22 protein-coding genes are annotated in these 25,138 nt (G+C 37.7%); 7 read left to right on the top strand and 15 right to left on the bottom strand.

Going from position 1 to position 25,138, the window contains the following annotated elements; translation table 11 throughout:
- Positions 1–32: 32 nt before the first annotated feature.
- A complete protein-coding gene (locus tag QGN23_RS07805; protein ID WP_133438827.1) occupies positions 33–1,847 on the bottom strand; it encodes a hypothetical protein in 1,815 nt (604 codons plus the stop codon).
- Between the two features lie 191 nt (positions 1,848–2,038).
- Here QGN23_RS07805 and hutH point away from each other — a divergent pair, with 191 nt between their 5' ends.
- Entirely contained in the window at positions 2,039–3,529 is a 1,491-nt protein-coding gene (gene hutH, locus QGN23_RS07810; protein ID WP_133438828.1) for a histidine ammonia-lyase, read from the top strand.
- 115 nt (positions 3,530–3,644) lie between these two features.
- On the opposite strand, the gene QGN23_RS07815 is transcribed toward hutH, so the two are convergent.
- From QGN23_RS07815 to QGN23_RS07850, 8 genes are all read right to left on the bottom strand, one after another.
- On the bottom strand, positions 3,645–4,313 hold the full coding sequence (locus QGN23_RS07815; RefSeq protein ID WP_133438829.1) for a porin family protein: 669 nt from the start codon (positions 4,311–4,313) through the stop codon (positions 3,645–3,647).
- 115 nt (positions 4,314–4,428) lie between these two features.
- On the bottom strand, positions 4,429–5,301 hold the full coding sequence (gene sucD, locus QGN23_RS07820) for a succinate--CoA ligase subunit alpha (RefSeq protein WP_133438830.1): 873 nt from the start codon (positions 5,299–5,301) through the stop codon (positions 4,429–4,431).
- 81 nt (positions 5,302–5,382) lie between these two features.
- Positions 5,383–6,285 (bottom strand): LpxD N-terminal domain-containing protein, encoded by a 903-nt coding sequence (locus QGN23_RS07825; RefSeq protein ID WP_133438831.1) that lies wholly within the window; start codon positions 6,283–6,285, stop codon positions 5,383–5,385.
- An 18-nt stretch (positions 6,286–6,303) separates the two neighbouring features.
- Complete coding sequence (gene efp, locus QGN23_RS07830) at positions 6,304–6,867, bottom strand: elongation factor P (RefSeq protein WP_133438832.1); 564 nt, start codon at positions 6,865–6,867, stop codon at positions 6,304–6,306.
- A 135-nt stretch (positions 6,868–7,002) separates the two neighbouring features.
- Complete coding sequence (gene lpxA, locus QGN23_RS07835; protein WP_282903786.1) at positions 7,003–7,791, bottom strand: acyl-ACP--UDP-N-acetylglucosamine O-acyltransferase; 789 nt, start codon at positions 7,789–7,791, stop codon at positions 7,003–7,005.
- Positions 7,792–9,189 (bottom strand): bifunctional UDP-3-O-[3-hydroxymyristoyl] N-acetylglucosamine deacetylase/3-hydroxyacyl-ACP dehydratase, encoded by a 1,398-nt coding sequence (locus QGN23_RS07840; RefSeq protein ID WP_282903787.1) that lies wholly within the window; start codon positions 9,187–9,189, stop codon positions 7,792–7,794.
- Complete coding sequence (gene lpxD, locus QGN23_RS07845) at positions 9,182–10,213, bottom strand: UDP-3-O-(3-hydroxymyristoyl)glucosamine N-acyltransferase (protein WP_282903788.1); 1,032 nt, start codon at positions 10,211–10,213, stop codon at positions 9,182–9,184. The genes QGN23_RS07840 and lpxD overlap by 8 nt, the downstream gene beginning before the upstream one ends.
- A 61-nt stretch (positions 10,214–10,274) precedes the next feature.
- A complete protein-coding gene (locus QGN23_RS07850; RefSeq protein ID WP_282906382.1) occupies positions 10,275–11,486 on the bottom strand; it encodes an HD domain-containing protein in 1,212 nt (403 codons plus the stop codon).
- Positions 11,487–11,723: 237 nt separating this feature from the next.
- On the opposite strand from QGN23_RS07850, the gene porX reads away from it, so the two are divergent.
- The gene (porX, locus tag QGN23_RS07855) at positions 11,724–13,265 is read left to right on the top strand and encodes a T9SS response regulator signal transducer PorX (protein ID WP_282903789.1); all 1,542 of its coding nucleotides are present in this window, start codon (positions 11,724–11,726) and stop codon (positions 13,263–13,265) included.
- Between the two features lie 123 nt (positions 13,266–13,388).
- On the opposite strand, the gene QGN23_RS07860 is transcribed toward porX, so the two are convergent.
- Positions 13,389–14,165, bottom strand: coding sequence for a hypothetical protein (locus tag QGN23_RS07860; RefSeq protein WP_282903790.1), 777 nt, complete (start codon positions 14,163–14,165; stop codon positions 13,389–13,391).
- Positions 14,166–14,361: 196 nt separating this feature from the next.
- On the opposite strand from QGN23_RS07860, the gene QGN23_RS07865 reads away from it, so the two are divergent.
- Positions 14,362–15,129, top strand: coding sequence for an exodeoxyribonuclease III (locus QGN23_RS07865; protein ID WP_282903791.1), 768 nt, complete (start codon positions 14,362–14,364; stop codon positions 15,127–15,129).
- Positions 15,130–15,220: 91 nt separating this feature from the next.
- Here the strand turns inward: QGN23_RS07865 and QGN23_RS07870 are convergent, their stop codons facing one another.
- On the bottom strand, positions 15,221–16,381 hold the full coding sequence (locus QGN23_RS07870; protein ID WP_282903792.1) for a GlmU family protein: 1,161 nt from the start codon (positions 16,379–16,381) through the stop codon (positions 15,221–15,223).
- 137 nt (positions 16,382–16,518) lie between these two features.
- Positions 16,519–16,770 (bottom strand): type B 50S ribosomal protein L31, encoded by a 252-nt coding sequence (locus QGN23_RS07875; protein WP_133438841.1) that lies wholly within the window; start codon positions 16,768–16,770, stop codon positions 16,519–16,521.
- 184 nt (positions 16,771–16,954) lie between these two features.
- On the opposite strand from QGN23_RS07875, the gene QGN23_RS07880 reads away from it, so the two are divergent.
- The 4 genes from QGN23_RS07880 to QGN23_RS07895 are packed head-to-tail and all read left to right on the top strand — an operon-like array spanning position 16,955 to position 20,762.
- A complete protein-coding gene (locus QGN23_RS07880; RefSeq protein WP_282903793.1) occupies positions 16,955–18,340 on the top strand; it encodes a hypothetical protein in 1,386 nt (461 codons plus the stop codon).
- Between the two features lie 26 nt (positions 18,341–18,366).
- Positions 18,367–18,693: a nucleotide pyrophosphohydrolase gene (locus tag QGN23_RS07885; protein WP_282903794.1), complete on the top strand. Its 327-nt coding sequence runs from the start codon at positions 18,367–18,369 to the stop codon at positions 18,691–18,693.
- A 41-nt stretch (positions 18,694–18,734) separates the two neighbouring features.
- Positions 18,735–19,964, top strand: coding sequence for a 3-phosphoshikimate 1-carboxyvinyltransferase (locus QGN23_RS07890; protein ID WP_282903795.1), 1,230 nt, complete (start codon positions 18,735–18,737; stop codon positions 19,962–19,964).
- Between the two features lie 9 nt (positions 19,965–19,973).
- Complete coding sequence (locus QGN23_RS07895; RefSeq protein WP_282903796.1) at positions 19,974–20,762, top strand: SDR family oxidoreductase; 789 nt, start codon at positions 19,974–19,976, stop codon at positions 20,760–20,762.
- 49 nt (positions 20,763–20,811) lie between these two features.
- Here QGN23_RS07895 and QGN23_RS07900 read toward each other — a convergent pair whose 3' ends face one another.
- Genes QGN23_RS07900 through metH form a run of 3 tightly spaced genes read right to left on the bottom strand, consistent with a single transcriptional unit; the run spans position 20,812 to position 25,130 of the window.
- The gene (locus QGN23_RS07900; RefSeq protein WP_282903797.1) at positions 20,812–21,429 is read right to left on the bottom strand and encodes a phosphatase PAP2 family protein; all 618 of its coding nucleotides are present in this window, start codon (positions 21,427–21,429) and stop codon (positions 20,812–20,814) included.
- A gap of 48 nt (positions 21,430–21,477) precedes the next feature.
- Positions 21,478–22,434 carry a methylenetetrahydrofolate reductase [NAD(P)H] gene (gene metF, locus QGN23_RS07905; RefSeq protein ID WP_282903798.1) on the bottom strand — a complete coding sequence of 319 codons (957 nt, stop codon included), beginning with the start codon at positions 22,432–22,434 and terminating at the stop codon, positions 21,478–21,480.
- Between the two features lie 38 nt (positions 22,435–22,472).
- On the bottom strand, positions 22,473–25,130 hold the full coding sequence (gene metH, locus QGN23_RS07910; RefSeq protein ID WP_282903799.1) for a methionine synthase: 2,658 nt from the start codon (positions 25,128–25,130) through the stop codon (positions 22,473–22,475).
- Positions 25,131–25,138 lie beyond the last annotated feature (8 nt).

A 25,138-nucleotide genomic window follows, 5' to 3' on the forward strand; every position in this document is an offset into this window, starting at 1 on the left:
GACAGACTGGTTTAAAATTAAATTTTAAAAGATCACGGCTTTACATTTTCAGGAATCTCGAGAGCGATTATTTCATTTTTATAATCAGCCAGCTGAAGTTCCACCGTTTTTATATTCTTTTTGAAAAAAGGAGTTTCTGCAAATAATTTTTCGTAATAATTCACGCCTTCGATCAAATTGGTTTTAAAGGTTTTCCATTTTTTAACCTGAGCATTGGTGAAACTGTCGGAGAATTCCTCGATTTCATTTTTCAGATAATCTACATACATTTTCAGTTCATTGACGAAAATATTCGGACGGTTCTGCTCCGGCATTACGTTTTCGTTTCCGTAAATATGTTTCACCATATCAGAAAGCGAAACTTCTTTGTCGAAATAAGCAAGATTAGGTCCGGGACAAACCACGACTCCCTGCTTTTCTCCTTTAATCTGGATTTCGCTTTCGAGATAAGACGAATTCACCAAACCAACACATAGGCAGGATTTCTCTGTGATTTTTGATTTTCTTTTGTCGTATTCTTTTAAAGATATTTCCTCTTTAACCTCCTCTAAATCATTCAGTTTTACGGTTTGATATTTTCGGGAAGCGGTACAAATTCCTTCGGGTCCAAATTCTTTGCTTAAAGCCAAATACTTTTTCGGGCAAGAACTTCCGGCTTTTTCTTTATTAATTTTTTCCTGTTTGAAAAACTCATTCGTACTTCCTTTAATCGTATTAAAAGGAATCCCGAGCGGAGAAATATTGCTTAAATAAAAATCTTCTTCTTTAGATTTTGCTAACAGTTCCCGCGTTTCTCTGTCCACAGAAGTCGCTTCGGGAACAAGTAAAAAAGGCGATCCCCAACCGATGCTGTCAACTTGGTAATTCTCCAGCAAAAACTCGTGTTCTTCGGCGGTCCCCACTCCACCCTGAACGGTGATTTTCATTTCTAATGGTTCACTCGGACAAGGAATTTCCTTTTGAGTCAAAGCATTTACCATCAATTCATGAGCAGACGAAATCAGATCGTTTTTCTTTTGTTTGAACTCTTCCATAATCGGTCCCAGCAATAAACCATCTGTTGCAAAGGCGTGACCTCCACAATTCAAGCCCGATTCTACCCGATATTCCGAAACCCAAAGCCCTTTTTTTGCCAGGAAATTCCCCTGAATCATCGCAGACCGGAAATCACTTACTTTCAAAATAATTTTCTTTTTGAGTTCTCCTTTTACATTTGGAAAAAAATCGGGGAAAGATTCAAAATAACTGTATAATCTCGGATTCATTCCTGCAGAAAGTACAATGGAAGACGAAAGTTTACTGTTGGCAAAACCTCTCAAAGAAACGTGCGCATCATTATAAATGACTGGCAACTGCTCCCCTTTTACGAAATTATCCTTGTCTACTTTGGTCATGATATTCACATCAATACTTCCGGGAGAAAGGTGACTTTCTAAAAATTTCCGAACATTTTCGGTGAAATTTTCCTTTTGATCAGCGAGGTTCTCCAGTCCCTTTTTAAGTTCAGATTTGTTGGGAAGAATATCGATGTACTGACTAAGTGCTTCCTTGCTTTTACTTAATTCCTGCTTGAAATTTTCGAATTTCATATTCACCACATCGTGAACCATATCCAGGTAAGCGGTGATTCTTTTGGCACGGTAATCTTCAATCTTATTGGAAATTCCGGTATAGCTGAAATTATTTCTTTTGTGATAAAGACAGTTCATTTTCTCGATAATCTCGTCATCGATAATTGAAATTACAGACGAAATTCCGTATTGTGCAACTCGAATCGGACTGTCGATTGTATATGCCAATCCCATTACCGGAATGTGAAAATTGTGCGCGGGTTTTTTCTTATTCATATTTTTTATTGGTCCTTTTATTAATTAGATAATTTTAAACACCCATCAAAATTAGAATTAAATTTTTAATTATGTATCGGATAGCAACTTTAATAATACGCTGATTGTATGACTTTTGTCAGCAAATAAAAAAGCTCCGAACTATTCCTGCAGATTGTTAAAAAATTGTATTTTTAGACAAAATCTAATTAATGAAAATTTACGGCGTAGATACTTTTACAATTACCGATGTAATGGCGATTTTAGACAACCCTAAAAAAGCAAAACTCAACAAAGAAGCCAAACAGAAAATTCTGAAATCTCAGCAAAACGTGCAGAAAATCGTAGCTTCTGACCGAACGGTTTATGGAATCAATACAGGTTTTGGTCCGCTTTGCGATGTGAAAATTTCGGAAGAAGAAACAGCTCAACTTCAGTATAATTTAATTATTTCGCATGCAGTAGGCGTTGGAAAACCAATTGCCAAGGATTATTCGAAAGTGATGATGATTGCAAAAATTCATGCGTTGTCAAAAGGATTTTCAGGCGTTTCTCTGGAAGTGATTGAGCGATTGATTCTGATGCTTGAAAATGATATTATTCCGGTGGTGCCTGAGCAAGGTTCTGTAGGCGCTTCCGGAGATTTGGCTCCGCTGGCGCATTTGGTTTTACCGCTTTTAGGTTTGGGAAAAGTTTGGCAAAAAGATGAAATTCAAGAGACTGGAAAAGTTCTGAAAAAGCATGGTTTAAAACCGTTGCAACTCGGTCCGAAAGAAGGATTGGGTCTAATTAACGGTACCCAGTTTATTTTAGCACATGCTATTTTAGGTTTGCATCGATTTGAATATTTACTCGACCTGGCAGATTTAACGGCGGCTGTAAGTTTGGAAGCTTATCGCGGTTCGGCAAGTCCGTTTAAAAAGGAACTTCATGATATCCGTCCGTTTGACGGCAGCCGGAAAGTGGCATCAAGGATGCGGAAATTTTTAAAAGATTCTGACAATTTAAAAAGTCATGAATTTTGTGACCGTGTTCAGGATCCTTATTCTATGCGTTGTGTTCCTCAGGTTCATGGGGCGAGCAGAAATTCTTTTGAACATTTAAAAAATTTAGCAGAAACCGAATTGAATTCGGTGACGGATAATCCGATTGTATTAAGTGCGGAAGAGTCGATTTCAGGTGGTAATTTTCACGGACAGTTATTGGCTTTACCATTGGATTACGCCACTTTAGCTGTAGCGGAACTGGGAAATATTTCTGACCGAAGAAGTTATCTTTTACTGGAAGGAAAATATGGTTTACCAAGATTATTAACGGAAAGTTCAGGATTAAATTCCGGCTTTATGATTCCACAATACACTTCTGCTGCGTTGGTTACGGAGAATAAAACCTTGTGTTTTCCGGCTTCGGCAGATTCTATTCCAACGAGTTTGGGACAGGAAGACCACGTTTCTATGGGAAGTATTTCCGGTAGAAAATTCAATCAGGTTTTGGGGAATTTAGAAAATATTCTTGCTGTAGAATTAATGTTTGGAGCGCAGGGATTAGAATTCCGGCGACCGGCAAAATGCGGAAAGTTTGTAGAAAACGCCTATTCATTAATCCGGACGAAAGTAGCCAAATTAGAAGAAGACCGACTGATCGGCGAAGATATGTTGGCAATCGCAGAGTTAATCAGAGAAAGAAAGTTTGAGGTGAATTAAGTCTGACTTCAAATAAAATGAAGTTGTTTAAAAAAAGCAATTTACCACATCATTTTAAGACAAAAATTTCAAAATAAAAAATTCCATCAAAATTAATTGATGGAATTTTTATTTATTATTGAAAAATATAACTTAAGCCCAGGCTAAGCACCTGTTCCGATTTCTTTTTTGCAATATTGGGATCAGATCCCGGTTCATTCATTAAACCTTTGTAGGTATTGCTCAATCCAAGATCATATCTTGCAGCGATTTCAAGTTGCCGCTTCAATGAATAACCCACGCCGAAACCCAAAGCAAAATTAAAACTGTTTGCCTTTCCGTTTACGCCTGGGTAAGCAGACAGTTCGTCAACAGCATAATATGGCTTACTTGGATCGGTGACTTTCTGATTCACCAAAAAATTAAATTTCGGTCCGGCCATTGCAAAAAACTCGGACTCGGCTTCAGAAAAATACGCTTTAAAATAAATAGGAACACTGATATAGTTGTTGGCATAAACTGCATCGTACCCAATTTTTCCTTTCGCATCTTTATCCTTTCCGGTTTCACCGGCTCCCAGATATTCAACCTGAGGCTGAATGTAAAACTGGTTATTACTGTCTACAGGGATCATTGCCAAAACCCCACCATAACCAGAAAATCTGGGACCTGATGGATTATGGGCATTACTTATCCTCGAATAAGTTCCTCCTGCGGTAATTCCGAATCGCGTGCTGCTGAAATCAATTTGAGCTGATAAAACGGCAGCTGCACATAGTGCTGAACTGAGTAATAATTTTTTCATATTGTGTTTTTTAAAATCTGTTTTGTACTTGCGTTCATACAAAGATATAAAAAAATGCAACCAACAAAAAAGCGTCTTGCAAAAATTACAAGACGCTTTATATTATTAAGGAAAATTATCCTAAAACTTTGGCCACCGTAGCGCCGATCTCCGCTGGAGAATCTACTACGTGAATTCCGTTTTCTCTCATAATGGCCATTTTTGCCTGAGCAGTATCATCATCACCACCAACGATTGCACCTGCATGACCCATTGTTCTACCTTTAGGAGCAGTTTGTCCCGCGATAAATCCAACAACCGGTTTTTTAGAACCGCTTTCTTTGTACCATCTTGCAGCTTCAGCTTCTAAGTTACCACCGATTTCACCAATCATCACTACTGCTTCAGTTTCCGGGTCATTGATGAATAATTCCAACGCTTCTTTTGTCGTTGTTCCGATAATCGGGTCACCACCAATTCCGATTGCTGTAGAAACACCGTAACCGGCTTTTACCACCTGGTCTGCTGCTTCGTAAGTTAAAGTTCCTGATTTAGAAACGATTCCTATTTTTCCTTTTTTGAAAACGAAACCAGGCATAATTCCTATTTTGGCTTCATCAGAAGTAATAATTCCCGGGCAGTTTGGCCCAATCAATCTGCTATCTTTGTCAGCAAGGTATGCTTTCACTTTCACCATATCTGCAACCGGAATTCCTTCGGTAATACATACGATTACTTTGATTCCTGCTTCTGCTGCTTCCATAATCGCATCTGCAGCAAATGCCGGCGGCACGAAAATAATACTCACATTAGCTCCGGCTTTTTCTACCGCATCTGCAACCGTATTAAAAACCGGTTTTCCCAAATGCTCAGAACCTCCTTTTCCTGGGGTAACTCCACCTACGACATTTGTTCCGTATTCGATCATTTGCCCTGCATGGAAAGTTCCTTCATTTCCGGTAAATCCCTGTACGATTACTTTAGAATCTTTGTTTACTAATACTGACATTTTTTATTTTTTAAATTTATTATTCAATTAATGATTACAAAATTACTTAATAATATTTGAACTTGCTGGCATCTATAGCCGTTATTTCAACTTCTTAAGCTTCACTTCCTTTCTTAAATACTGCCGGAATTCTTCCGCAATGGGTCCGAAATAAGTTCCTTTTTGCAAATCCCTGTTTACACCGCATTTTGCTAAAAGAACCGTTCCGCTTTCTACACGGACACCTGAGGCCATCCCCACCTGTCCCCAAATGGTGACTTCATCTTCGATGATGCAGCATCCTGCAATGCCTGTTTGGGAAGCAATGAGGCATTTTTTTCCGATAATGGTGTCGTGTCCGATCTGGATTTGATTGTCTAAAACAGAACCTTCGCCAATCACCGTAGCATCGGTAACTCCTCTGTCGATGGTACAGCCGTTTCCTATTTCTACATTATTTTCTATAATGACATTTCCGACTGAAATTAACCGGTCAAAATTTCCGTTAAATTTTCTGTAATAAAAGGCATCACCGCCCACAACTGTATTGGACTGAATGATGACGTTATCGCCAATTACCGTTCGGTCGCCAATCACAACATTCGGAAAGATGATACAGTCGTTTCCGATTTTCACATTATTACCAATGACTACAGAAGAATGAATTTGCGTGCGTTCTCCTACTTCCAGTTCATGCAGCGTTTCGCCGAAGTTGGTAATTTTTGTAAAATGGGTATTGATTTTATTAAAATCCCTGAACGGATCATCAGAAACGAGCAGTGCTTTTCCGGCTGGGCACTCTACTTCCTTATCGATAAGAATAATGGTTGCCGCAGAATGGAGTGCTTTATCATAATATTTCGGATGATTTACAAAAACAATTTCTCCACTTTTCACCCTATGAATTTCATTGGTTCCTAAAACCGGAAAATTTTCGTCGCCAATCATTTTAGCGCCAATAATTTCTGAGATTGATTTCAGGGTTTGTGGTTTTGTAAAAGTCATCGGTCGGTTTTATTAAAATTATTTCACTCTTTCCAAGTAAGATCCATCTTCGGTATTTACTTTAATTTTATCACCAGCTTCGATGAACAATGGCACCATTACTCTGGCTCCTGTTTCTACGATGGCATTTTTCAATGCGTTGGTTGCAGTATTTCCTTTCACTCCTGGATCGGCTTCAATTACTTCCAGATAAACTGTTGGCGGGATTTCAGCTGACAAAGGCGATTCGTCGCTGTCTTTTAAAATGATGGTTACTTCTTCGCCTGCTTTCATAAACTGGGCGTTTTCAATCATTTCTTTATCGAGATAGATTTGCGAAAAATCTTCGTTATTCATAAAGTGATATCCGTTATCATCTTCATACAGATATTGGAATTTTCTGGTAATTACCTTAACCTCATCAATTTTGTGACCTGCTGAAAAAGTATTGTCTAAGACTTTACCGTTGGTAACCGACTTCATCTTTGTTCGTACGAAGGCTGGACCTTTACCAGGTTTCACGTGTAAAAAATCAATAATTTTGAAGATATCGTTACTGAATTCGATACACATTCCTTTTTTAATATCGTTGCTTGTTGCCATATATTATGTTATTATAATCACAGGATTTCATCCTGTCTTTCCTTTCGGGATTTGTTGTTTTTTTTGGTAATAGTAACGGGATTATTTCCTGTTCTTTATTAAATGATCCCTTTCGGGAATTTCTGAAAACCGATATTATTCTTTACCGGTGCCATAGCCTTTTACGATTCCGCGAGGTGAGTTTCTGATAAATTCAAGAATTTCATCGCGCTCTGCAGTAGGCAGCATTTCCTTTTCTATATAACTTGAAGCTTGAGAAACATTCATTTTCATTTGATAAACAGCGCGGTAAATTTTTTGAATTTCAAAAATTTTATCACTGGTGAAACCTCTTCTTCTAAGACCTACGGAATTAATTCCAGCGTAATTCATTGGTTCCCGCGCCACTTTAACATAAGGTGGAATATCTTTTCTTACTAAAGTTCCTCCTGAAATCATGACATGTTTGCCAATTTTACCAAATTGATGTACGGCCGAAAGACCTCCCATAACGGTATAATCGCCTACCTCCACATGACCTGCAAGCGCAGAACCGTTTACAATGATTACATGATCACCCAAGACGCAATCGTGTGCGATATGAACAGTAGCCATGATCAAACAATCTTCACCAATTTTGGTATAACCCAGGGCTTTTGTTCCTCTGTTGATGGTAACACATTCTCTAACGGTTGTTCTATCGCCGATAATCACCTGCGTTTCTTCACCATCGAATTTCAAATCTTGTGGAATTGCGGAAATTACAGTGCCCGGAAAAATCCTACAATTTTTGCCGATTCTGGCTCCATCCATGATGGTTACATTTGATCCAATCCAAGTTCCTTCGCCAATTTCCACATCACCTGCAATCGTTGTAAACGGTTCTACGGTAACGTTTTGGCCTATTTTTGCACGCTGGTCTACGGCAGCTAATTGATGTACCATTTAATCTGGTTTGTTTTTTGCCACCTGCGCCATGAGTTCTGCTTCTACCACAACGCTGTCGCCGACGTATCCGTAGCCTTGCATGTGCACAATTCCTCTTCTAATAGGTGAAATCAGTTCTATTTTAAATACCATAGTGTCTCCCGGCACTACTTTTTTCTTGAACTTTACTTTATCCATTTTAATAAAATAAGTCGAGTAATTTTCGGGATCGGGTACGCTTGCCAGAACCAAAATACCTCCGGTCTGAGCTAAAGCTTCTACTTGTAAAACTCCCGGCATGACAGGTTCTTTCGGAAAATGTCCAACGAAAAACGGTTCGTTCATCGTTACATTTTTTAAACCTACCACATGAGAATCAGAAAGTTCTAAAATTTTATCAATCAATAAAAATGGTGGTCTGTGCGGCATCAATTTCATAATTCCATTGATGTCGTAAACCGGTTCTTTATAAATATCGATATCGGGAACATTTTTCTTTTTCTGGAGTTTCCACTGTCTGTTTAATTTCTTCGCAAACTGTGTATTGACGAAATGTCCCGGTTTGTTTGCAATAACTTTTCCTTTGATTTTAACACCAACCAAAGCCAAATCGCCTATCACATCCAGTAATTTATGACGTGCCGCTTCGTTAGGATAATTTAAAGTGAGATTGTCTAAAATCCCATTTGGCCGAATTGAAACTTCATCTTTTCCGAACGCTTTTTTCAGTCTCTCTGCTGTTTCAGGGGTAAGTTCTTTATCAACATACACGATAGCGTTTGAAATATCGCCACCTTTAATTAAGCCGGCATCCAGAAGCATTTCCAGTTCGTGTAAAAAGCTGAAAGTTCTTGCTGATGATATTTCGGTTTTGAATTCTGAAATATCCTTTAAAGTGGCATTTTGCGTTCCCAATACTTTGGTTCCAAAATCGACCATGGTTGTTACTTCATACGTATCGGATGGAATAATTGTAATTTCTGAACCGGTTGCAGGATCACTGTAACTCAGTACCTCTTTTACAATCAGATATTCTCTTACTGCAGATTGTTCGCTGATTCCTGCTTTCTCTATTGCTTCTACGAAGAATTTAGAAGAACCATCTAAAATTGGTGGTTCTGCACTATCCATTTCCAAGATGACATTATCGATATCGCACCCTACCAGAGCAGCAAGCAAATGCTCGCAAGTATGTATTCTTACGCCCAATTTTTCCAGAGTTGTTCCTCTTTCAGTGGTGGTCACATAGTTGACATCTGCTTCGATATGGGGATTTCCTTCAAGATCAGTTCTTACGAAAACGAAACCTGTATTTTCTTTGGCAGGTTTCATGGTAAGGGTTACTTCGCGGCCAGTATGAAGGCCGATTCCGGAGAGAGAGATCTCTTCGTTTAAGGTTTTTTGTTTATCACTCATTAGTTTTATCTTTTGAGTTGAGCTCAAGATTATTTATTCGTTTAACAATATCGGTGAAATTTCTGAAATGCACATAGTTTCTTCGGTATTCGCCTGCGTTGATGGCAGGTGAGCCGTACAGAATTTCGCCGTCTTTGGTGTTAGAATTCACACCACTTTGTGCCTGTATTTTTACTTGATTGCCGATCTGGATATGTCCTACAATACCGACTTGACCGCCGATTTGATTCCAATCTCCAATTACCGTAGAACCGGCAATTCCTGCTTGTGCGGCAATTACATTATTCTGACCAATCTTTACATTATGAGCGATTTGGATTAAGTTATCGATTTTGGTTCCTTTCCCAATAACCGTCGATCCGATAGTTCCTCTGTCAATACTACAGTTAGAACCAATTTCTACATGATCTTCTAAAATAACGTTTCCTAATTGCGGAATTTTCTGATAGCCATCTTTGGTCGGCTGAAAACCAAAACCGTCTGAACCGATTACCGTATTGGAATGAATGATGCAGTTATCGCCAATCACACAATGATCGTAGACTCTTACGCCACTGTATAAGACACAGTTTTTACCTATTTTCACATTTTTACCAATATATACTTGCGGGTAAATTTGTGAACCATCGCCTATTTTCACCTTTTCAGATACACAGGTAAAAGCGCCTACATATACATTTTCGCCTACCGAGGCGGACTCGTGAAACACTGCTCCGTCTTCAATTCCAGATTTACGTCCCTGCATTTCCTGATACAGATTCATTAAAACCTGAAACGCCAGATAAGCATCTTCGACAGCAATAATAGTGGGTTGATAAGATTTTTCGGTTAATAGTTTCTCAGAAACGATTAGAACTGAGCATTTCGATCGATCAATATGCTCTGCAAATCTTTCTTGCGCGACGAAAGAAAGATGGCCTTCTTCTCCACTTTCTATAGGCGATACTCCCGTGATTAGCGCGTGCTCATCCCCTATGATTCGTCCGTTAATAAAATTTGCAATCTGCGATGCGGTAAATTCCATATCCTGCAAAGATAACAAATTCCCAAATATTGCAAATCATTTTAAGTGACAAAAAACGGCTTTAAATTTCTCGGGGAAATGATAAAATATACTTGGTATTCAGTTGATTGATAAAGGAAGAAAGAATTTGATTCTCAGAATGGTCAAGCTTGGTTTTTTCACCATCCTTTTGCAGTAAATAAATCGGTTGATGCTCTGCATTATAGGGCAGGAGATTTCTGGAGATCTGATCCACCAGTTCGGAACCGATATCCTGTCCAAACTTAAGGTTTGTTCTGGCGATTTTATCCTCAATAAATTCTTTTTCGAAAGGTTTGGAAGACATCAGTGTTTTCGGAAATTTTCTTTGAATAACGCAATTACACAGATAAGACAAAACGACATCATCACTTTTTGTCCAGAATTTTATAGCTTGAATTACATCATTATCATCAAGGTCTGTAAAACGCTGAATGTCTTCTCCGGTTGCTTTTTCAAACTGATTTTTGTGGAGGAAATAAGCCAGGTTTTCTGAGGCGGGAAGTTCTTTGCCCTGAGAAACCAGAAATTTTGCCCGCGCCAAAATTTTTACCAACAGATATTCTGCCAATGCAGACGTTTTATGATAATACACCTGCCAATACATAAACATCCGTGCTGTCAAAAAATTTTCGATGGAATAGATCCCTTTTGCATCAATGACCAGTTCGTCTTCAGAAACATTCATCATCGAAATAATTCTTTGGGTGTTTACATTTCCCTCTACGACTCCGGTGTAGAAGCTGTCGCGTTTTAAATAATCAAGACGGTCGACATCCAACTGGGAGGAAATCAATTGATTAAAGAATTTTCTCTCGTATTTCCCCTGAAACATTTCTATCGCCATTGAAAGTTCGCCACTGAACTCCTCATTCATCTTATTCATCAGCAAAAGCGACAATTTCTCGTGATGCCAGTCATCCATCAGCATATTTTCTAAAGCGTGCGAAAACGGACCGTGCCCAATATCATGGAGCAGAATTGCTAACATTGCTGCTTTTTCTTCTTCTTTAGATATGGTAACGCCTTTCAATTTTAAAGTTTCCAACGCGGTAAACATCAAATGCATGGCTCCTAAAGCGTGATGAAATCTGGTATGTGTTGCACCGGGGAAAATTAAATTTAATAAACCTGTCTGCGAAATCCGCCGTAATCTTTGAAAATAAGGATGCTCGATTACATCAAAAAGAATTTCGTGGGGAATATTGATAAATCCGTGTACCGGATCATTGATGATTTTAAATTTGTTGGTCATAATAGAAACTTCGATATGCAAATTTACAATTTAGTTTTAAGTGCTGAGGTTAGGGATATGAATTATTCGCATCATGTATTTATCAATTATGATTAAATTTAACGCAACTTTAACTTGATTTTACAGAAAAGTTGGCAGTTTTTGGTCGTATTTTTGATGGCGCTTAGATAATAGAATTGCGAGTATTAATCCAGCATTTATACTCCATTCTACAACAATAAACAAATTAAGAAATAGATGTCAAAAATTATTTGGATAGATGATGAAGTAGATTTACTAAAACCTCATATTGTATTTTTAGAAAACAAAGGCTACAAAGTTTCACCGGTGAATAACGTGAATGAAGCCTTAGAAATGATTGAAAAAGAAAATTTTCAATTGGCTTTGCTGGACGAAAATATGCCTGGGATTTCTGGGCTGGAGGCAATTCCGATGATTAAAAATATCGACTCCGCCATTAAAATCGTAATGGTTACCAAAAACGAAGAAGAACTGATTATGGAACAGGCAATTGGTTCACAGATTGCAGATTATATTTTGAAACCGGTAAATCCGAACCAGATTTTACTTTCATTAAAAAAGAATTTGCAGGAGGAAACCTTAATCGAGCAAAAAACCATACTCGAATATCAGCAGGAATTCCGAAATCTTTCGATGGAGCTGTCTTATTTGAAAACCTATCAGGAATGGGCAGAATATTATAAGAAAATCCTGAACTGGGAAATTAAATTTGATAAAGTTTTCGACAGTGAGTTTTCAGATTTGCTGCAATCTCAAAAAGAGGAAGCCAATATTCAGTTCGGAAAATTCATTGAAAAAAATTACGAAGATTGGTTGAATTCATCAGACAAACCGATGATGAGTCATACTTTGTTTAAAGATAAAATAAAGCCGGAAGTAGAAAAAGACAAAGTTCTTTTATTAATGATTGATAATCTGCGCTACGACCAGTGGAAAGTCATCGAGCCGTTATTTACCAAATTTTACCAGAAAACGTCTGAAGATTATTATTACAGTATTCTGCCCACGGCAACCCAGTACGCGAGAAATGCCTTCTTCGCCGGATTAATGCCATCGGAAATCGAAAAGAGATTTCCGCAATATTGGATTAATGATAACGAAGACGGTAATAAAAATGAGCACGAACGTGATTTTTTAGAAGATCAAATGAAACGCCTCGGCTTATCCGGAAAGTCGATGAAGTATTTGAAAATACTCAATGCAGATTTCGAACGCAAAATTTTAGAAGATTTCAACCAGCATAAAAACAACGATTTGTTGGTCATTGTCTATAATTTCATCGATATATTATCTCATGCCAAAACAGACAATGTCATTGTCAATCAACTGATCAGAGATGACAAAACCTTCCGGTCATTGACGTATAACTGGTTTGAAAACTCATCATTATTAAAGATTATTAAACAGGCCGCAGAAAATGGTTTCAAACTAGTCATCACGACTGACCACGGAACTATTTATGTAAAGAAACCCAGTAAAGTGGTTGGCGACAGAGAAACTTCAACAAATATCCGGTATAAAACGGGTAGAAGTTTAACCTACGAAAACAATGATGTATGGGCAATTTCCAATCCAGAGAAATTATTTTTACCGAAAGGAAATTTAAGTTCCAAATACATCTTTGCAAAGAATAATACGTTTTTGGCTTATCCGAAAAATTATAATCATTTTGTAAACTATTACAAAGAAACCTACCAACACGGCGGGATTTCTTTGGAGGAATGCATTATTCCGATCAGTATATTAGAACCCAAATAGTTTTTTTCATAGTTTATTTGATTTTGGGCTCTAGGGCGGAGAGAATTTTAGATTCTTTCCGCTTTTTTATTGACCGCAATTTTCGCGCGCATAATCTTTATAAACATGATCTAAAGATTTCCGTTATTTTTTAAATAAATTCATCTGAGACAAATCATGATAGGCAAAATCTCTGATTCCTTTTTCAATTAATCGATTTTCAGTTTTCTGCAAGCTGGTATAATCCGAAAAATCATCAATCTCAAATACCCAGCGGTAATTATTTTTTAAAATTTTTCTGATGGCTTCTGTTTTGTCCATCTTTTTTTCTAAACTCAAGTGGTCATAGGCCATAATATAGGTTGTTATATTATTTCTGCGCAAGTTTTTTGCCACCTCAATTGGTAAATGCATCGGAACACTTGTACTCAGATCCATGCCGTTATCGCTACACCATTTTTTTGCCTGGGTGTATAATTTGATTTGCCTTTTCGAATAAACCTTTATATTGTCGTGGTAATCATCAAAAGTATGTGGCTCAATATCCAGATGGATTCCTGCAAATCCCAGATCTCTACCTTCAATCATTACTTTTTTCAGGGCGGTAAATCCATCAGCTTCTTCCAGATAAGAATTTTCTCCGATTAAAAAATCGACTTTAATTCCATTTTGTGAAGCAAGAATTTTAAAAGAACGCAGTTTTGCCAAATCCATCGTTGGATTCACAGAAAGAAAAAGAGTTTTGATATTCCATTCCTTTAGTAAAGCCATTAAATAAGCATTGCTTTTCTGATTAAAAAAAGAAGTCCATAAATAACTGTCGCCTCCCTGCCTTTTTTCTAGCTGGGTGTACAACAAATCTTCACCGCTTTTCGTAGATTGAAAGTGTTCTGAAAGAGTTCCCAAATTAAACAAGAGCATCAAAATCAAGCCTTTTACCATAACAATTCTGTAACAACCAGGTCTCAAAGGTATATAAATATAAAGTAAAAACAATTGGATAAACCCGTGATAAAGCAATCAAAATTTTTTGAGATCTCTGTATTTTCTTTTGAATAACTCATTTTCATTACAAGTTACAGATCCTAATTTGTATTTTTGGGCATTAAACAATTTTATGAAAATCATCTCTTATAATGTCAATGGAATTCGGGCGGCTTTTACCAAAGATTTTTTAGGCTGGCTGAATGTTGCCGATCCTGATGTAATCTGCATTCAGGAAAGCAAAGCCGGCAATGACCAAATCGATATCGAAAGTTTAGAAAAAAACGGCTATTTCAGCTATTGGCATTCTGCCCAGAAAAAAGGCTATTCCGGCGTTGGGATCGCTTCAAAAGTAAAACCCAAGCACATTGAATATGGCTGCGGTATTGAAGACTATGATTCCGAAGGTAGAATTATGCGCGCAGATTTCGAAGGTTTTTCGGTGATTTCGGTGTATGTTCCGTCCGCGTCGAATATCGAAAGACTCGATTTTAAAATGAAGTTCTGTTACGATTTCCTGACTTATATTAAAGAATTAAAAAAAACAATCCCTAACCTGGTTATATCTGGTGATTTCAATATCTGTCATCACGCGATTGACATTCACAATCCTGAAGGCTTAAAGAACACTTCCGGATTTCTGCCGATGGAAAGAGAATGGATGACACTATTCATCGAAGAATGTGAGTTAATCGACAGCTTCAGGTTTTTCAATGATCAATCCGATAATTACACCTGGTGGAGTTACCGACAAAATTCCAGAGCCAGAAATAAAGGGTGGAGATTAGATTATAATTTCGTGTCTTACTCCTTGAAGCAGCAGCTTTCGCGTGCTGCGATTTTAAAAGAAGCCGTTCATTCTGATCATTGTCCGGTTATGGTAGAATTGTCGTTGAATTAATTAACATTCTTTTTGTCGAATACACTGAGCGGGCTTTTGTAGTGCTACAGACCAAAAAAATTATCCTGATTTATATTTTGATACCTGGACATTAAAAAATTTCATAAATCGTTTTCAGAATTTTCTGATCCATTTCAGTAAAAGGAACTTTTCTCCGAGCCATGGCCAATTCTGCGACTTCATAGGCTTTTTCCAATTTGAATTTTTCATCGCCTTTCATTCCGCCCCAGGAAAAACTTTCGATTAAGTTTGGCGGAAAGCCGCTTTTGAAAATATTAGCAGCAACTCCTACCACTGTTCCGGTATTAAACTGTGTATTGATCGCCGATTTCGAATGATCACCCATAATCAAACCTACAAATTGCAATCCGGTATTCACAAATTTTTTCGCCTTATAATTCCACAGTTTTACCATCGCGTAATTATTTTTAAGATTCGAAGAATTGGTATCAGCGCCGAGATTGCACCATTCGCCAATGACCGAATTGCCAATGAAACCATCATGACCTTTATTGGTATATCCAAAAATGACGACATTATTCACTTCGCCACCGACTTTGCAATGCGGACCAATCGTTGTCGCACCGTAAATTTTCGCGCCTAAATTAAATTTAGAATCATCGCAAAGTGCGATCGGACCGCGGAGATTACAGCCTTCCATTACTTCTGCATTTTTCCCGATGTAGATTTTTCCGGTTTTGGTATTTAAAGTAGAGAACTCAATTTCTGCACCTTCTTCGATAAACAAATCTTTTTCGTCTCCCAAAAAACCATTGGTTTCAGAAAGTGGCGCCGAAGTTCGCCCTTTTGTAAGAAGTTCAAAATCAAAATCGATTGCTTTTTCATTAAATGAAAACAAATCGGTTGGCTGATTAAAAAACAAAACTTCTTCCTCAATATCAGTCATTTTATTAATGTGACTTAAGGAAAAATTATCCATATTAATTCTAACCGCGAGTAATTCATCTTTGTAAACCAACGCTTCTCCCAATTGCAAATCCTTGATCTGGGCTAAAAGATTGTCACTTGGCAGAAAATTAGGAACAATGAAAAGGCTTTCTTTCAGGTCGTATTTTTTAAATTTTTCCTGCAAATAATCTTCTGTAAGATAAGAAACATCTGACGATTCCAATAATTTCTGCCATCTTTCCGAAAAAGTCAAAATCCCGCAACGCATTTCTGCGACAGGTTTGGTAAAAGTAAGCGGTAAAAAATCTTCCCAAAACTGGGCATCTGAAAATACGAGCTGCATATCGGCTTAAGTTTAAAGTTCAATTTTTATTAAAAACTTTATCAAAGATTTAAAGTTTGACAAAGTGAATCAAATTTACACTAAAAAAAGTCTTTCAAAAAACTTGAAAGACTTTAATTATCATTAAAATTCAAAAATTACTTTGCGAATTTTTTGTACTTGTTCATGAATTTGTCAACTCTACCTGCAGTATCAACTAATTTCACTTTTCCGGTATAGAAAGGGTGAGAAGTTGAAGAGATTTCCATTTTGATCAATGGGTAAGTTGAACCTTCATATTCAATTGTATCTTTTGTATCTGCAGTAGATTTGCAAAGAAACATCTCGTCGTTACTCATATCTTTGAAAACAACAAGTCTATAATTTTCTGGGTGGATTCCGTTTTTCATAACTTATTTTATTATTAATAATTAAAGCTTTGCTTTCGAAATAGTAATGGTATTTCTCTGCTAAATTTTAGACCGCAAAAGTACAAATAATTTTCTTATCTCCAAATAGTATATCAACTTAATTAATAATTTTTATGTTCAACAATTTTAATTAAATTTGAAACCTACATCTATTCCTACATAAATGAACAAATTTAAACTTATTCTTGCTTTTTCTTTTTGGATTCTTATAACGGCAATAAGCTGTAACAGAGACGATATCAACTTTGAATCTCCCACTCAACTGCTTCGTTTTTCGCAAGACACCCTTTTCCTGGACACGGTTTATAATCAGGTCCGTTCGGAAACTTACGCTGTGAAAATTTACAACAACGAAGACAAGGACGTTATGATTCCCAAAATCTCTCTTGAAAAAGGAGCCGGCTCTTTATACCGAATCAATGTTGATGGCAAAGCAGGGACAGATTTCAGTAATATTCCTTTGCGGAAAAAAGACAGTCTGTATATTTTTGTAGAAATTGCACCGATTGCCAACGCGCCGGAAGCGATTGCCGAAGATCGGATTAATTTTCAAACGCCGGCCGGAAATCAACATGTGACTTTGTTTTCAGTCGTTCAGGATGCTGAATTTTATATCGAAAGTAAAACAAACCCGAATATTTTAAGTTCAAATACATCATGGAAAAACAATAAGGCGAAAATCATTTTCGGAGATTTGACTTTGGCGGAAGGAAAAATTTTAAATATTGAAAAAGGAACTAAAATTTATTTCCACAAAAACAGTGGACTGAAGATTTCTAAAAATGCCAAACTCAATATTAATGGTGATTTAGGAGAAGAAGTAATTTTCCGTGGCGACCGAAATGATACGCGCTATGACACGATTCCTAAAAACTGGCAGGGAATTTCAATGGAGGCGAACTCTATTTTAAATATGAATTATGCGAAAGTTTTCGGCGGAACCGTTGGTTTAGAAATGAACCAGACGACTGCAATGATTGATAATTCTATTTTCCATACGCATCAGGAATTTGGAATTATGGCAATCAACTCGGTTGTTACTGCGAAAAATCTGGTGATGAATAATTGTGGGAATGCTGACTTTGCCATTTTTAAAGGCGGAACTTATAACATCATCCATTCTACTTTGGCGAATTATTGGAATCTAAATTCAGCGCTTCCGGGACTTGGATTGTACGCAACCAATGAGTATGACAACGGAACTTCTGTTGAACAGGGAGCTTTAACTTTAAATGTTAAAAATTCGATTATTTATACCGATAATGATAACGCAGTTCTTTTTAAGCCAACAGCCGGACAGACTTTTAATTACAGTTTCCAGACTTCATTACTGAAATACGGAAGTTCCGCAAATTACACTTTGGATGCCGGTTCGGTTAAGAATCAAGACCCGAAATTCCAGAATTATTTTACCCAGAAAATGAATCTGAGATTGAAAGCTGATTCTCCGGCAAAAGGAAAAGGAAATACGGCGACAGCCGCGACGGCGCCTTTGGATATTGTGAAAATTTCCCGATTGGTAAATCCAAGTATGGGCGCTTATCAATAATTCAGGTCTGCCCAAATAAAAGAAATATGGAAATAACTAAACTCCAGGAAGAAGTTGATCAATGGATAAAAACCATAGGCGTGCGCTATTTTAACGAACTCACCAATATGGCAATGCTTACAGAGGAAGTGGGCGAAGTGGCGAGAATTATCGCCAGAAGATATGGCGAACAGAGCGAAAAAGAAACTGACAAAACCAAAGATCTCGGTGAAGAATTAGCCGATGTTTTATTTGTAACTTTATGCTTGGCGAATCAAACCGGAACTAACCTGCAGGAAGCGTTTGACCGGAAAATGAAAGTTAAAACTGTCCGAGACAAAGACCGCCATCAGAATAACGACAAACTGAAATAAGAATCATAGAATTCAAAATTTAATTCGATAAAAGTATGAATATGAGGCTGGAAAAATCAACCTTAAAAGACAATGAAACCATTGAAATAAGCGGTTCGAAAAGTATTTCGAATCGTCTTTTAATTTTAAGCTCTCTTTTTGAAAACCTGAAAATTGAAAACCTTTCTAATTCTCAAGACACTCAACTTTTACACAAAGCTCTGGAAAGCAATGCCGACCTTATCGACATTCATCATGCGGGAACGGCGATGCGGTTCCTCACCTCTTACTTTGCAATTCAGGAAGGTAAGACGACTGTTGTAACGGGATCTGAGCGGATGAAACAGAGACCGATTCAATTTCTGGTCGATGCTTTGCGGGATTTGGGAGCTGATATTTCTTATGTTGAAAAAGAAGGTTTTCCTCCACTAAAGATTGTCGGAAAAAAACTAGAAAAAAGTTCGGTAGCGATTCCTGCGAATATTTCGAGTCAGTTTATTTCTTCCTTAATGTTAATCGGATCGAAATTAGAAAACGGTTTAGAAATTAATTTGGTGGGGAAAATAACATCGAGACCTTATCTTGAAATGACTTTGAAAATTCTTAAAAACATAGGAATTTTAACGCAATGGGAAGGTCAGGTGATTAAGATTTTCCCAAATATTCACAGCGATAAAAGTTCGCAGATCACCAAATGTATTTGTGAAAGCGATTGGAGTTCTGCTTCTTACTTTTATTCTTTAGCGGCCATCGGCAGAAAGTCTATTAACCTTAAAAGTTTTCGGCCACACTCGCTTCAGGGCGATTCTCTAATCAAGGAAATTTATTGGAAGTTCTTCGGAGTCAACACGATTTCTCAAGGTTCAGAAAGTAAGATTTCGCTGATGCCGGAAAGCACATTTGTTTTTCCAGACCATATTTCTTTGGATATGAATGACTGTCCGGATATTGCGCAAACGCTTTGTGTGACGGCGACAGCTTTACAAATCCCTTTTGAAATTACAGGATTATCAACTTTAAAAGTTAAAGAAACCGACCGTTTGGTCGCTTTAAAAAATGAACTTTTCAAAATCGGTTGTATTTCTGAAATCACCGAGGATTCCATCTACTCAGTAAAATTCTTCGAGCCGAATGAAAATATTTTGATTGAAACCTATAATGATCACCGAATGGCCATGAGTTTCGCGCCATTTTGCCTCATCACCCCGCTAACAATTGAAAACGAACAGGTGGTCGAAAAATCCTATCCGCAGTTTTGGGACGATTTTGCGCAAGTTCTTGAACAACATTAAATTACAAAAATGACAATACTTATCACCGGAACTTCTGCCGGAATTGGTTTTACCCTGGCTAATTATCTCGGAAAGAAAGGACATACCGTTTACGGATTAAGCAGAAAAAATGCGGACTCTACCTATTTTAAAACAATAGCGACCGATATTACAGACAATGCTCAGGTTCAGAATGCGGTGAAGGAAATTTTAAAAACCGAAAACCGAATCGACGTTCTGATCAACAATGCAGGAATGGGAATGGTGGGCGCGGTTGAAGATTCTACGCAGGAAGAAATCCTGAAATTATTTAATTTGAATTTAGTGGGTTCAGTTCAAATGATGTCCGCTGTTCTGCCAAAAATGCGGGAGCAGAAATCCGGAAAAATCATTAATATTTCCAGTATCGGCAGTGAAATGGGATTGCCGTTCCGTGGATTTTATTCGGCTTCAAAATCGGCTTTAGATAAAGTGACAGAATCAATTCGCTACGAAGTTTCTCCCTGGAATATTCAGGTTTGTGCTTTGCATTTAGGAGACATTAAAACAAATATTGCTGAAAACAGAGTAAGAACCAAAGTTTCTGAACCTTATCAAAAAACATTTGAGAAGATTTATGCCATCATGAATTCTCATGTTGATGAAGGTACAGAACCTCTGGAAGTTGCAGCGTATATTGAAAAACTTTTAGAAAAAAAATCCTGGAAAGCTCATTTTTATTTTGGGAAATTCGGACAGAAAATTGGGATACCCCTAAAATGGATTCTGGCGCAGAATTTTTATGAGAATTTAATGAGGAAATACAACAAAATGGATTAATTTGTAAATTATCGCAAAAATACTTCTAAGCATCCCACAAATTCGGTTTTTAACCGATAGGATATTTCAATCTGAAATAATAAATCAATAAAAACAACCATGAATACCCGAGGCAGAATCCAGCTGCAACGTCGCTCGGATAATGTACCCGTAAGTAAATTCTGCTGATTCCGATACTTAAAGAAAGTAACATTAAAAAAAACATCAGAAACAATTTTAATGCTTTCGGGATACGACTTAACCAAACGAAATAGGCTAAAGTCCCGTAAAATATAAAACTGAAAGTGGCATGACCACTGGGGAAACTATATCCCGTTTCCGGGAATTCTAAAGGATAGTGCGGTCTTGGCCTGCGAAACAAAACCTTCGCCAGACCAATCAAAACCAAGCCCCCGATTCCTGCCAAAAAAGTAAAAGCAGCTTTTCTGTAATATTTAAAAATCAAAAGTACAGCAATCAATACCGGAAAAGCAATCTTCACAAAAACCGGCGAACAGAGATTGGTAACATCGATCATATAACGGGTAAGTCCGGAACGGATGATATTGGTTCTGAAAAACTCGAAAATCAGTAAATCGTCTTCCTGTTCCTTTTCTAAAAAAATTTCATGAATGATGGACGCAAATAATACGACTGCGCCAAAAACCATAAAGATTGACAATATCATTTTAGGCGACCGACCTTTGAAAAAATAAAAATTCATCCTGTAAATTTATTAAAAAAGTTCGCGCGCAATTTTTTTAATATTATCGCTTTTTCCCATCGAGTAAAAATGCAAAACAGGAACATCAAATGCCAACAATTCCCTGCATTGATTGATGGTCCATTCAATTCCGATTTGCTTTACAGCAGCATTGTCTTTTGCATTTTCTACGGCAGAAATCAAATCTTCCGGTAAATCAATTTTAAAAACCTGTGGCAAAAGCTGCAGCTGCTTCTTTGTTGCGATCGGCTTAATTCCCGGAATAATCGGAACATCAATTCCTATTTCCCGGGCACTTTTTACAAAGTCGATAAATTTTTTATTGTCAAAGAACATTTGTGTTACCACATAATCTGCGCCGGCCTCCACTTTTTGCCTGAGCCATTTCAAGTCGTAATTCATCGACGGTGCTTCAATATGTTTTTCGGGATAACCCGCAACGCCAATACAGAATTTGTTGTTTCCGTCACAGATCTTTTCGTCATGAAGATATTTCCCGCGTCCCAAATCGTTCATTTGATGAACTAAATCCACTGCATTTTTATGACCGCCTTGTGTTGGTTCAAAATACTGCTGGCCTTTCATCGCATCGCCTCTTAAAGCCATAATATTTTCGATTCCCAGATACATACAGTCGACCAGAAGATACTCGGTTTCCTCTCTGGTAAATCCGCCGCACAAAACATGTGGAACAGTATCTACATTATATTTGTGCTGAATAGCAGAACAGATTCCCAACGTTCCGGGACGCATTCTGGTTATTTTACGCTCCATCAAGCCGTTTCCTTTATCCAGATAAATATATTCTTCCCGGGAAGTCGTGACGTCGATGAATGGTGGTTTGAATTCCATTAAAGGATCAATATTTTTATAGAGATCTTCGATCCCCGTTCCTTTTGTGGGCGGCACAATTTCGATGGAAAACAAAGTTTTTCCGTTGGCGTTTTTTATGTGTTCTGTAATTTTCATTCTTAATAGTAATAATTTTATTTTTTGCAGCTCTCCTTCTAAGCCAAATTCGGGCTCAGCCATTTTCTGGCAAATTCCAAATCGATATTTTTCCTTTCTGCAAAATCTTTCAGTTGATCCTCAGCAATTTTTCCTACTCCGAAATATTTTGCTTTCGGGTTGCCAAAATAATATCCTGAAACCGCAGCGGTGGGAAACATCGCCAAGCTTTCGGTGAGTTCTACTCCAATATTTTCTTTCACTTTCAATAAATCCCAAATGGTCAGTTTCTCCAAATGATCGGGACAAGCAGGGTAACCCGGAGCCGGACGGATTCCCAAATATTTCTCAGCAATTAAATCTTCGTTTCTCAGGTTTTCTTCTTTGTCATAACCCCAAAACTCGGTTCGGACCTTATAATGTAAGAATTCAGCAAAAGCTTCTGCAAGCCTGTCTGCCAAAGCTTTTACAATAATCGCGTTATAATCATCCTGATCATCGTAATATTTCTGGGCCAATTCTTCCGTTCCGAAACCAGTGGTGACACAAAAAGCACCGACATAATCCTGTTTTCCGGAAGTCTTCGGGGCAATGAAATCGCTTAAAGCCAGATATTCTTTTCCTTCAGATTTTTTGTGTTGCTGACGAAGTGTCCGGAAGATTGCCAATTCATTTCCGCGTTCATCTTTCACCTCAACATCATCATTTTCACTGGAATTTGCGGGGAAAATTCCGAAAATTCCTTTCGCCGTAAACAGTTTTTCATCTAATATTTTCTTTAATATTTTCTGTGCATCACTGAAAAGTTCTGTGGCGTGTTCACCAACAACCTCATCGGTTAAAATCTGCGGATATTTCCCGAAAAGTTCCCAACTTCTGAAAAAAGGCGTCCAGTCAACAAAATCAAGCAGTTCATTTAAATCCTGATTTTCGATGATGTGAATTCCCATATTTTCAGGAGTTTTAATTTCTTCGTTTTCCCAATCTATTTTGAATTTTTGATTCCTTGCTTCTTCAATTGAAACATATTCTTTGTCGGTCTGCCGGTTGAGAAATTTTTCTCTGAAATCGTCATAATCGAGTTTTAATTCTTCCTGATATTTTTCAGAATTCCTGTCAAGCAACTGACTCACCACTCCAACCGCTCTTGAAGCGTCATTTACGTGAACCACAGTATTTCCATATTTAGGCGCAATTTTCACCGCCGTATGTGCTTTCGAAGTAGTTGCACCGCCAATCATTAAAGGAAAATGAAGATTTTTTCTTTGGAGTTCGTCAGCAACATGAACCATTTCGTCTAAACTTGGCGTAATTAATCCACTTAAACCAATCACATCCACATTGTTATCAATGGCTGCCTGAATAATTTTTTCGGCCGGAACCATCACACCCAAATCGATAATTTCATAATTATTACAACCCAAAACTACGCTTACAATATTTTTCCCAATATCGTGAACGTCGCCTTTTACGGTCGCCATCAGTATTTTTCCGTTAGTCTTTTGGGTTTGATCTTTTTGAGCTTCAATAAAAGGCTGCAGATAAGCCACGGCTTTTTTCATGACTCTCGCCGATTTCACTACCTGCGGAAGGAACATTTTTCCACTCCCGAAAAGATCGCCTACAACGCCCATTCCGGTCATCAAATTAATTTCAATAACATCCAAAGGTCTTGACGAAAGTTGCCGCGCTTCTTCAACATCTTCGATGATAAAACGGTCGGTTCCTTTTACCAAAGCGTGAGTAATCCTATTTTGTAAGGGTTCTTTTCGCCATTCCAGTTCCTCAACGAGTTCTTTTTTGGTTGATTTTACCCTTTCGGAATAATCGAGAAGCCTTTCTGTAGCATCGTCTCTCCGGTCAAGCATCACATCTTCTACGAGGTCGAGAAGTTCCTTTGGGATTTCATCATACACTTCGAGCATTGATGGATTTACGATTCCCATATTCATTCCCGCTTTGATGGCGTGATACAGAAAAACCGAATGCATTGCTTCCCGAACATTATCATTCCCTCTGAAAGAGAAGGAAACATTGGAAACTCCACCGCTTACTGAAACATTCGGAAGGTTTTCTTTAACCCATTTTGTGGCTTCAATAAAATCCAGCGCATTTCTTCGGTGCTCTTCCATTCCGGTGGCAACAGGAAAAATATTGAGATCGAAAATAATATCCTCCGAAGGAAAACCTATTTCGTTGAACAAAATATCGTAGGACCGTCTGCATATTTCAATACGTCTGTCGTAATTATCAGCCTGCCCATTTTCATCAAAAGCCATTACAATTACCGCAGCTCCGTAACGTTTTACTTTTTTTGCGTGATTTTTAAATTCTTCCTCCCCTTCTTTCAAACTGATGGAATTCACCACACATTTTCCCTGAACGACCTGTAAACCGGCTTCCAGAATTTCCCATTTTGAAGAATCGATCATGATTGGGATCCGCGAAATATCAGGTTCAGAAGCAATTAAATTTAAAAACTTAACCATGGATGCTTTTCCGTCTAAAAGTCCGTCATCAAAATTAACGTCAAGCACCAGAGCGCCGCCTTCAACCTGATGTCGGGCAATATCCAGCGCTTCGGAAAATTTTTCTTCTTTTATTAAACGGAGAAATTTTTTGGAACCGGCTACATTGGTTCTTTCCCCAACGTTAATAAAATTGGATTCGGGAGTTATAATTAAAGGTTCGAGACCTGAGAGTTTTAGATATTTCATTTTTTTTT

It is taken from the genome of Chryseobacterium gotjawalense (genome assembly GCF_030012525.1).
Classification (GTDB): Bacteria; Bacteroidota; Bacteroidia; order Flavobacteriales; family Weeksellaceae; genus Kaistella; species Kaistella gotjawalense.